Annotated in this window: 6 protein-coding genes, 1 tRNA gene and 1 pseudogene; 1 reads left to right on the top strand and 7 read right to left on the bottom strand. The window is 54.8% G+C overall.

Features of this window, described 5'->3' with window-relative positions:
* Positions 1-124: 124 nt before the first annotated feature.
* Together Q7P63_03000 and Q7P63_02995 are read right to left on the bottom strand one after the other, a co-directional pair.
* Positions 125-2,077 carry a DEAD/DEAH box helicase family protein gene (locus tag Q7P63_03000; protein ID MDP0499044.1) on the bottom strand — a complete coding sequence of 651 codons (1,953 nt, stop codon included), beginning with the start codon at positions 2,075-2,077 and terminating at the stop codon, positions 125-127.
* 11 nt (positions 2,078-2,088) lie between these two features.
* Complete coding sequence (locus tag Q7P63_02995) at positions 2,089-2,439, bottom strand: hypothetical protein (protein MDP0499043.1); 351 nt, start codon at positions 2,437-2,439, stop codon at positions 2,089-2,091.
* Between the two features lie 555 nt (positions 2,440-2,994).
* On the opposite strand from Q7P63_02995, the gene Q7P63_02990 reads away from it, so the two are divergent.
* Positions 2,995-6,507 carry a tetratricopeptide repeat protein gene (locus Q7P63_02990; protein ID MDP0499042.1) on the top strand — a complete coding sequence of 1,171 codons (3,513 nt, stop codon included), beginning with the start codon at positions 2,995-2,997 and terminating at the stop codon, positions 6,505-6,507.
* A gap of 179 nt (positions 6,508-6,686) precedes the next feature.
* Here the strand turns inward: Q7P63_02990 and Q7P63_02985 are convergent, their stop codons facing one another.
* From Q7P63_02985 to Q7P63_02965, 5 genes and pseudogenes are all read right to left on the bottom strand, one after another.
* Positions 6,687-7,370, bottom strand: coding sequence for an RICIN domain-containing protein (locus tag Q7P63_02985; protein MDP0499041.1), 684 nt, complete (start codon positions 7,368-7,370; stop codon positions 6,687-6,689).
* Positions 7,327-7,662 (bottom strand): annotated as a pseudogene (locus Q7P63_02980) (family 43 glycosylhydrolase). The gene Q7P63_02985 and the pseudogene Q7P63_02980 overlap by 44 nt, the downstream one beginning before the upstream one ends.
* A gap of 732 nt (positions 7,663-8,394) precedes the next feature.
* Positions 8,395-8,622, bottom strand: a complete 228-nt coding sequence (locus tag Q7P63_02975; protein ID MDP0499040.1) for a hypothetical protein — start codon at positions 8,620-8,622, stop codon at positions 8,395-8,397.
* Positions 8,623-8,673: 51 nt separating this feature from the next.
* A complete protein-coding gene (locus Q7P63_02970; GenBank protein MDP0499039.1) occupies positions 8,674-9,975 on the bottom strand; it encodes a site-specific integrase in 1,302 nt (433 codons plus the stop codon).
* A gap of 26 nt (positions 9,976-10,001) precedes the next feature.
* Positions 10,002-10,076, bottom strand: a tRNA-Gly gene (locus Q7P63_02965).
* Positions 10,077-10,098: the final 22 nt, after the last annotated feature.

Genomic DNA, 10,098 nt, shown 5'->3' with positions numbered 1-10,098 from the left:
GGATCGGATGCTTCGCCGGAATCAACGACTCCAGGTTGATCAACGCCACCGCATCCAACTGTCTCGACACCTTACCGCGCATACCCACAGCTTATCTATGCCGCTGCCCCGGAAAAGGACTTTTTCAGCAGGGTGCTAGGTATTGAGAACGTTCGATGGCGAGATCGACAGGCACATCGTCGATCGTGTAGCGAATTCGGCGTTCTGGCGACTCAGGAGGTCCCGGTGGATGGGGAACCGGTTCGGGCTCTGAAGGGTCGCCTTCAGCTCCGAAGGGCGGCGGTTGTGGCTCCTCTCCGCTTCCTGGCTTAGAATCTTCTGGCGGTAAAATAGGATCATCCGGCTCCGGCTGATAAACTTCGACCGGTTCACCATCAAACTCCGGGTCCTGAAATAGAGCCGTAGCCCCCTTGAAGTCCATGACAGTGAAGAAGAGTTTGCCGTAGTCCTCCCGAATTCGTGTGCCCCGCCCGAGGATCTGCTTGAATTGCGTTAACGATTTAATGGTTTGATCGAGTACGATCAACTTGCAGGTCTTGGCATCGACACCGGTGGAGAGCAGCTTCGAAGTCGTGGCGATGACTGGATAGGGCTCGTCGTTATCGATGAAGTAGGACAACTGAGCTTTACCCTCCTTGTCGTCTCCAGTAATGCGGACGACGTAGCGGCGGTTGCCGACAGCCTCTGGGATCAAGTTGACCAGAGCCTGCCGCATACGCTCTGCGTGAGGCTGATCATCACAAAAGATGATCGTTTTGGACAAAGGGTCTGTCTTTTTCAGAAATTCCCAGACACGCTGCGCCACAAACTCCGTGCGCTGGGTAAGGATCATTTCCCGGTCAAAATCTTTGGTGTTGTAGAGGCGCTGCTCGACAGGTCGGCCATGTTTATCGACCTTCCCTTTCTCTGGAGTATATCCAAGGGCATCGACATCTGACACCACCCGAATGACACGATAGGGAGCAAGGAAGCCGTCTTCGATGCCTTGCTTCAAAGAGTAGGTATAAATGGGAGAGCCGAAATATTTGTAGTTGAACTGAGGTTCCTCGATGAGAATGCGCTGATTCTCTTTGTCTTTCACCGTCTTCTCTTTAGGCGTAGCCGTCAGGCCTATATGGGTGGCGTTCTGGAAGTAATCGAGGACTTCCCGCCATGCAGAGTCTTCAGTGGCACTGCCGCGGTGACACTCGTCGATCACAACAAGGTCGAAAAAATCTTCAGGAAATTGGCGGTAGATCTGCTTCCATTCAGCGCTCCCAGTCACCGCCTGATAAAGGCACAGGTATATCTCGTAGTTACGCTTGACGGTCCGGTTCGTGATCTTGTGCATCACCTCTCCGAAAGGCGCGAAATCCTGCTGAATGGTTTGATCGATCAGGATGTTTCGGTCAGCAAGAAAAAGGATGCGCTTCTTGTGCTTTGCCTTCCAGAGACGCCAGATGATTTGAAATGCGGTGTACGTCTTGCCGGTTCCTGTTGCCATTACCAGCAGAAGCCTTTGGCGTCCTTTGGCGATCTCAGCGACTGCTCGATTGATCGCGACCTTTTGGTAGTAGCGTGGCTCCTTGCCGGAGCCGTCGGTATGATAAGGAACGGTGAATAGCGTCTTTTGTTGCTTATTTTCAATGCCCTTCCACTGACAATACTTTGACCAGAGCGACTCGAAGCCAGGAAACTCTTCGTTACTCAGCTCAAGCTCAGTAGAAGCAAAAAGTCCTGTAAAATCGTGAAGTAGAAATCCGTCACCGTTGGAACTGAAAGCGAAAGGCACATCAAGCATTTCCGCGTAAGCCATCGCCTGCTGCATGCCGTGGCTGACTTCGTAGATATTGCGCTTAGCTTCTATGACAGCCAACGGAACGTTCGGACTCGCGTATATCACATAATCTGCGCGCTTTGGCCCTCCGGTTACGTCTGGATTCTGTATGCGTGAGACCAGATTGCCTCTGACCATGACGCGGCCCGCCGTGAGGTTCACTTCCTCGCGAAACTGGGAAGCGCTCCATCCGGCCCTCAGAATGGCAGGGGTTATATACTTGGAGCAAATATCCCGCTCACTGAGGTCCTTCTTGGTCATCGCTTTTCTCCTCATGCCTGCGATTTAGAAAAGCGGGAAAACAACAGACCGAAGCGGTGCATTCTCTCCGCGATCCAACCAGATGTTGCCCGATCAGCTGACTGGGTAAGCAACTGCTCCTGAGACTTCGGGCGATATGCCGTATAAGGCTTCTTGCTTGTCAGCTCCTGACCTATGGTGACGGCAAATAACGTCGGCTGTTCATCCTGTAGGAGGGCGCAAAGGCGCTGCCGAGATTCGCTTGCACCCGCAAGCAAGCAGCTGAGCGAGGTGCCAGTGAGGCCGATGTATCGGGCAAGCTGAATCTCCGTCGAGCTTTCTCGCTCAATTAGAAGTTGGCTCGCATCGCCACGGATTGGCATGCCATGCAAAATGCCAAACGCAGCTATTGAGCGTCAATCTTTACGTGTGTAAACCAAAAAGCGGATGCTCAATCACCCCCGCCAACACCAAGATCGCCCGCCGATACGCCTCCGGCAGCTCCGTCCACTTCTCGACCAGCCGAGCCAGGTCTGGACACACCGCGCCAGCGCGTTGTGGACCTATGTGTGGACATGGCTCATGGGCGAATTCGCAAGTTACAAATCCAGACGCTTACGGAACTGGCAAGAGGCTCGATTCCCTGCGCACCAGAGCTCACAAAGCCTGTTTCGCTAATCATCTTCAAGCTCTGGATTAGCTTTCGATTTGCCAAATATTTGCCTATTTTGCTGCAAAAAGCTGCATTTCCATGCGTATGACCTCTGCTTCTATGGCTTGCAACGTGTTGCCAGCTATAATGAATCCTCGTGAAAATCGATGATCGGCGCAGGCGCGTTCAAGCCTCACCTCCGCTACTTTTCGTCGATAGGGTAAAAATGCTTTGCAGCTAGGACAGGAGCATTGACAAACGGCACCGTCCATATGCAATTGCGCTTATGGCGCGCAAGAAGGTAGCGAAACGGGTCAGGTTTGAAGACATCCTCGGCACGCATTCGAACGCAGATGACTGCGAAGGCTTGCTGGCTTTTCTGCAAAGCCTGCTCCCCAGTCAATTGCAAACGTGGTTGGCTAGCGCCTTGGGGTCGACGGTGGTGGCGAGCATCGCACCGCAAGCCGCCGTCGTTTGGGCAGCCTTGATCCTTCTCGCAAAATTTAAGGAACGCGCGGCAGCGCAGCAAGAGCAGGCCCAACAGGAGCAAACCCTTGGCGAATTCCTGCAAGAACTGCGCGCGCTCAAGGATGAGGACGAGATCACCCGGTTGTTTATGGCGGGGGACGCCGGTCGTACCGCCATCCTGATCCGCCGGGCCGAAGCCGGTGAACTCGACTGGAAAGCTCTCGAGCCGCAGAAAAACAGCCCTTCTGCCCCAGCCGTAGAACTCTACAAGGCCTTGAAGCGCGAGCAGGAAGCGCGACCGGAAGAGTTCGCACGTCTCACCGAGCGAATCGACGCTCTGCCGGAGAGATTCCGCCGCATCCTCAGCGATGAGCTTCAAGAGGCGCTGCAGAAGATCAAGGACGCTTACAAGTCTGAGGGGCGGATCCTCACCTTCCAGGATTTCCGCGAGCTTCCGATTTTGACCTCGAACACGATTTTCGGGCGGGAAGCGAAACGGTGCGAGCTACAGGACGCGATCCTGGATCTGGCCAAAGAACCATTTCTGGAGCGCCGGAACTGCGTGCTGGTGGAAGGCCCGGGCGGCATCGGTAAATCACACCTCATCGCTTCCGCTGTCTTTGAACTCAGCCAGCACCCGGAGTTCGCCACGCTCTTTCCCAATGGCCTCTTCTATCACGAATTCCGTCCCATCATCAAGGCGGACGAGGAGCACTTCGAGGAACGCGCCATACGCGAAATCCCACTGGACTCGCCCGGGGTGGCATTGGCTGAAGCCCTCTTCAAGGCGTATTTCCGCCCTACAGAAAAATCCGTCTGGTATGACGAGGAAGCGAAGGCCTTCAGCCCGGCCTTCTGGCAAGAGGTCGACCGACCGGGCCGCCTCGTTATCCTCGACAGCGCCGAAGTATTCGAAAACCTGGCGACTATCGTCGGACGCCTCAGCCGGACCACCCTCGTCTTCGGGGTTCGGCCTCCCGACCGGAAGCGACCCCAAAACTTTCCTCACGCCCGCATCGACTTAGAAAAACTCGGGCTCGACGACGCCGTAGCCATCCTGCAAGACCGTAGCGGCCTGGATGACGAGCATCTGACTCTCCTGCGCGAATTGGCTGAAAAGGTCAACGGCTACCCTCTGGCTCTGGCCACGCTCGGCAATACCATCGGCCAAAGCGAACTGCCCGCACTGACCCTTAAGCGGCTCCATGAGAGAGCCCAACACTACGATTTCAGCCAGCTCGGCGCGCCAGGCGAGGAGTCCAGACTGTACAACCTCTTCGACATCCAGGCCGACTACTACCCTACCGACTGCAAGGCCCTGCTGCCCCTTTTCGCCTTCGCCCCCTTCATCCGCATGCCTGCGGCGGTGCTGGTCGCGAGTTGCTTCACCGACGATAAGCAGCCGCTCCTTGACGCGATCCCAGACGTGGAGGCAGCCTTCACCGCATTGGCGAAAATGGCACGCCTTGGGATTGTAGAAAGCGAGTCCGACTATACGCTTCCAGAAAGGCCAGAGACCTACTACACGATTTGCCACGGCCTTTTTTACGGATGGCTACAAAGCAAATACCTGCAGGGGAATTCGCCTCCAGGCACACTGCTCGACCGATTCGTGGATCGAGAGTGCACCTACATCGAAGAGGCAATAGTGCAGAACGCGCATGGGTGGATCGACCCGCAGGATCTCACCGAAAGGGCCCTGAAAGTAAATAATATCTGCAATCGTTTCACTTCAGCACAAGCTTCATATACACAGTGGGTATTAGCCGTGGCTTACAAAAGCGCGCGCAAACGGGCAGAAGCGCTACAGGCGTACAAAAAACATCTAGAGCTTGTTACACACATCGAAACGGCAACCAATATTGCCATTACCTACGACCACATTGGTGTAATTCATTATGAAGAACAGCAGTGGGCGAATTCACTTAAGGCATTCAAAAAAGCTATCCAGCTCAAACGCAGCTCAAAAAACTATAAACTCCTATGCGGAACATACCATAACATCGGCATGGTTTATGCGGAACAACATCGATGTAGAAGGGCACTCATAGCATACAAACTTGCCCTCAAATACAGTCCGGAAGACCGCATGGGAACCATTTATAACTCAATCGGAAACCTTTATAGTGATCAGGAAAAATGGCCAAAGGCTTTGGAATCGTACCAAAAATCCCTTAACTATAGACAGTGTAAAAATACTGGCACAGCCTATCATAACATAGGCCTAGTCCACGAAAAACAACATCACTGGAAAGAAGCGATACAGGCATATCGAAGCTCCGTCGAATTCAATGAACGTACTGGCATGCTTCACTTACTGGGTTTAACATACTACCGAATGGGAGCGGTCTTTGAGAATGAGGAACAGTGGCCCGAGGCGGTCCAAGCATATCAAAATGCGATTAAGGCTTATAAGCGAGTGGGCGACATCGAAAAAACTTGCAGTATCTATGCCGAGATTGGATTAGCACTCTATAAGCAAGGTCAATGGCCCCAAGCACTGCAAGCATATCAGAATCAATTAACAATCGTTTCGAGCGATAAAAACTCTGAATACAAACAAGGCCAGATTTACCAAAAGATCGGGATAATATATGAACAGCAACACCTATGGAATGAAGCGATTCGAGCTTACCAATATGTAGTTAAATCAAATCAACTCGCCGGCAGGCTCCATGATCTCGGCGAGACCTATTACCAGATCGGGAGGGTGCATCAGGAGCAGCACCAATGGCCTGAGGCGCTGCAGGCCTTCCAGCAAGCTCTCGAAGCCGACCAACGCGCCGGCAGGCTCCGTGAGCTCGGCGAGACCTATTACCAGATCGGGAGGGTGCATCGGCAGCAGCACCAATGGCCTGAAGCGCTGCAGGCCTACCAGCGAGCTCTCGAAGCCGACCAACGCGCCGGCAGGCTCCGTGAACTCGGCGAGACCTATTACCAGATCGGGAGGGTGCATCAGGAGCAGCGCCAGTGGCCCGAAGCGCTGCAGGCCTACCAGCAAGCTCTCGAAGCTCACCAGCGCGCCGGCAGGCTCCGTGAGCTCGGCGATACCCTCGCACAACTGACGGTGTTGTTCGCTCAGAAAGCAAACGATCCCTCAGCACGAGAAGATGGCGATGCGCAATCCGCAGCCGGGTGTGCATTAAAGGCTTTTGAAAACTTCTCAGAGCACCAGCCACACGTGCTGGGTTTTTGGATAAGCTACGCCTACTGGGTAGCAAAGCAGTTTTTGCCCGACAAATCGGGCAAGCTTGGAGAGCTCTGGGAATTGCTGGAAAATATCTTCGAGCAAAACCCGGGGCTCAAGGAACAGCTGGACACAATGGAGTAGCAAGCCGCCGAGAGCCCAACCAGCCCCAAAGCCACTCCTCCCTCACGGCGCGAAGGCACAAAAAGCACGCCGGGCGGGGCCTGGGAGGTGCGTGGGGGCTTCAGCGTGAATGTGAACGTCAGCTCAGGGGGCGACGAAGCGCCATTGCTGGTTGGGGCTGGTGTTGCTGAAGTATTGCTTCATCTCGGCTCCGTTGCTCGTGGAGCCTTCGGTATCAAGGCATTTGCCGGTCGTGCGGTTGACAAGCTTATAGTAGCCGCCGCCCATCGGCCCACGGCGGAGCCGTCGCTGCTATTGCCGAGGGTGTCGAGGAACTTGCCACCGGTGACGCACTGCAGCTTGCAATAGCCGCCGCTGTAGGTGACGACCCAGCGCTGGTTGACGCTCGTGTTGTCGGTGTACTGCGAGATGATCGCGCCATCCGCCGTGGAGCCGTAGTTGTTGAGCATCTTGCCGTTGACGCGGTTTTGCAGGCTGTAGGTGCCGGGCGAAACCGTCTGCTGGGGGATGGTGACGTCGTCGGCCACGGGCCAGCCGTTGATCCAGCTGAGCGTGGTGACCCGCAGCTTGGCGTTGCCGTTGTCATTGCCATTGTAGTAGTAGTAAGTCAGCTTGCCTTCGCCGATACCCACGTGGCCGGGGCCGAAATAGCGGCCGTCCTGGTTGGGCAGGAAGACGCTGCCCCCGCCGTTGGAGACGCTCACGCCGTTTTTGTCGACATACGTGCCGGTGACGCTGGTCGAGCGCGCCACCACGGTGTAGTAGCTGCTGTTGACGCCGTTGCAGCAGAGCCCGCATTGGAAGAAGAGGTAGTAGTAGCTACCATTCTTGATCAGGTAGGGGGCTTCGACCTGACCGGGCATAAGGTCCCAATGGCTGTTGCCCGAGCGTAGGCCGGGTCGTGGTGCTGAGCTGGATCAGGTCGATGCCGGTCTGCCAGTTACCGTAGGTCATGTAGAGGCTGTTGCCATCGCGCAGGATAGCAGGGTCGATGGCGTTGTTGCCGGCTACGATGAGGCCACGATCCGTCCATGGTCCGGCCAGGTTGGATGCGGTGGCCAGTCCGATGGCGGCCGGTGCCCCATTGCCCGCGCAGGAGTAGAAGAGGTAGTACTGGCCGTTCATCTGGATGACTTCGGGGGCCCAGAAAAACCCGTTGAAGCCGCTGACGTAATTGGCGGGCTCCCCAGCTCCGCATACATCTGCTCAACCTCCTCCTCCAGATCCACCAACACAGAGTCGACCAGCTGCTTGACCCGACGGATCGGATGCTTCGCCGGAATCAACGGTTCCAGGTTGATCAACGCCACCGCATCCAACTCTCTAGAAACATTACCGCGCATACCCACAGCTTACCAAGGCCGCCGCCCCAGAAAAGGGGCTTTTATTAGAAGCGGCTTCAAAACTTCATCCTAGGCATCGTTAGCATAATGCAGGCGATCATGAAGAAGGCCTAGTAGATATTGAGGTTGTGCTCATGGCGCACGAGTAGCCTGCGGAAAGATCCGAACCAAGCGAAAGTGCGCGCAGCGCAACCGCATCGAGCGATTCTTCAACCGCCTCAAACAATTCTGCCGCATTCCTATATTTGAAATAATTCGTCAACACCGCCTAAACACGCCACGGCAGCGCGTAGTGGACCCATTCCCTCCACACCACAATCCGCAAGGCTGTTTTGTTAATCGTCTTTGAGAGTAAGATTAGCTTTCGATTTGCCAAATATTTGCCGATTTTATTGCAAAAAGCTGCATTTCCATGCGTATGGCCTCCGTTTTTCAGGCTTGCAATGTGTTGTCAGCTAAAGGCTAATGAATTCTCATGAAAATAGATGATTAGCGCAGTCGCGTTCGATTCCCTCCCACACCTCGCGGACACAAAAAACCCTCGCTAGTAGCGAGGGTTGACAGTGCATGTCTTGTGGAGTGCTGCCCTGACTTGATCCACATCGAAGCGGACAAGGTGGCCGATCTTGATGTAGGGAATCGTTCGCTGGGCCTGCATCTGGCGCAGCCAGCGAATCGAAGGTCGGCAGGCCGGATCGAACAGAGCCTCCAGCAGCCCTTCTGCGTCCACAAGCTTGGGAGAGTCTACCGTAGTTTCAGCGAATGTCTTCATACTGCCCTTGAATACGCCTGCGGACGTATGTTTTCCGAGGACCAGTGAGGATCACGAACCTTTTCTGACATATCTGCCCTCTTCTTTTCGCCATTGGGGGGCAGAAACACCTTTGGGCATGATCTGCCAGAAGTCGTCCGCCTCTTGAACGCTTTTCAGGTCCAGATAATGTTTGCGGATTACGTCTTCTGAATTCCCTGCCTGCAAAGCAGCGTCACCCACGGATCGAAATGCCCCAACTGTCATCGAAATGTAGGTGTGGCGCATCACATCAGCAGCCAAGCGCCATTCCTTACGAACGCCTTCCAACAGGTATTTGAAGCAACGAGGTGGTAAAATAGGATAGCGATCAAGCGGGTATGCCTCCAACCAGGCGCGCAAGTTGGGCTGGATTTTAACCACCCGCTTTTCATTCACTTTGGATACCGAGGGCTCGATCAGGATTACCTCCGTGTCCAGACGGACATGCCGAGGCAGGAGCTTTCCGATCTCACCATCCTTCCAGTCCGGGCGAATTCCCGCAAACAACGTCAACGCGTAGTACGGGACCATGTATCCGGGTTCCCCCTGCCAGCTGCCATTCTTTCGCTGAAAGCCTCGATACTCTTCCAGCCAGTGCATCAGCTCGCGGGCTTGCACCGCCCTCAGAGTTTCCGCCGTGCCCCGAGCCTTTTTGATTTTGAACTGTGGCACGTCCTTGACGGGATCTTCAGCTAGATATTTTTTCGACAGGCAAAACTTGAAGAAGGTGCTCAAGTAGCCGCGCCGGTTGTTCCAGGTCTTGAGAGAAGGAACCGCCACCGAACGCCCCAGAGGACTGTCGAGATAGGCCTTCAGCTCCTCCGCCCTGACTTCACCGATGATTCGCTCACCAAAGAGCTGGCGAAACTTCTCCAACTCGATCCGAATCGCGCGCTCTTGTCTGCCGCTAATGATACCGCGCTCTTTTTCGCGCCAACGCTCATCCAGGTATTCAGCGACTGCCTCCGGCACCTGCTTTTGCTCACTGGCCTCCTTGTAATGCTCGAGAAGGTAGTTTACCGCAAAGGTGAGACTCTTCGCTGAGCCCGCCTTCTTGAGGATGTTTACGGCCGCAATGGCATCGCGATTCTGGTCATGGGTAAGGGTCGTCCAGACACTCTGGCCATCGGATACTTCATTGAGCGCCCGGATCTCGAGTCGCTGACGCTCGGCCACAGCTTGAGCTCGCGTCGAGTAGTTGCGGCGAATGCGGTCGCCATTTAAGGTGCCGGACAAGCGCCAGACCTCTTCGCCGCTGGGGTTGGTGAAGCGGCTGATCTTAAATTTGTTTCTCGCCATCGATTTGCCAAATTTGCCAATCCATTTTGGCAAATCCTCAGCAAGAGTCGCTAAAATACTGGTGCGGGTGGCGGGAATCGAACCCGCATCCCAAGCTTGGAAGGCTCGTATACTAGCCGTTGTACTACACCCGCTTAGATGTTATCCCCGACCGAC

The sequence above is a fragment of the Verrucomicrobiota bacterium JB022 genome, assembly GCA_030673845.1.
Taxonomy (GTDB): Bacteria; Verrucomicrobiota; Verrucomicrobiia; order Opitutales; family Oceanipulchritudinaceae; genus WOUP01.
This window is presented reverse-complemented; position numbering and strand designations above follow the sequence as displayed.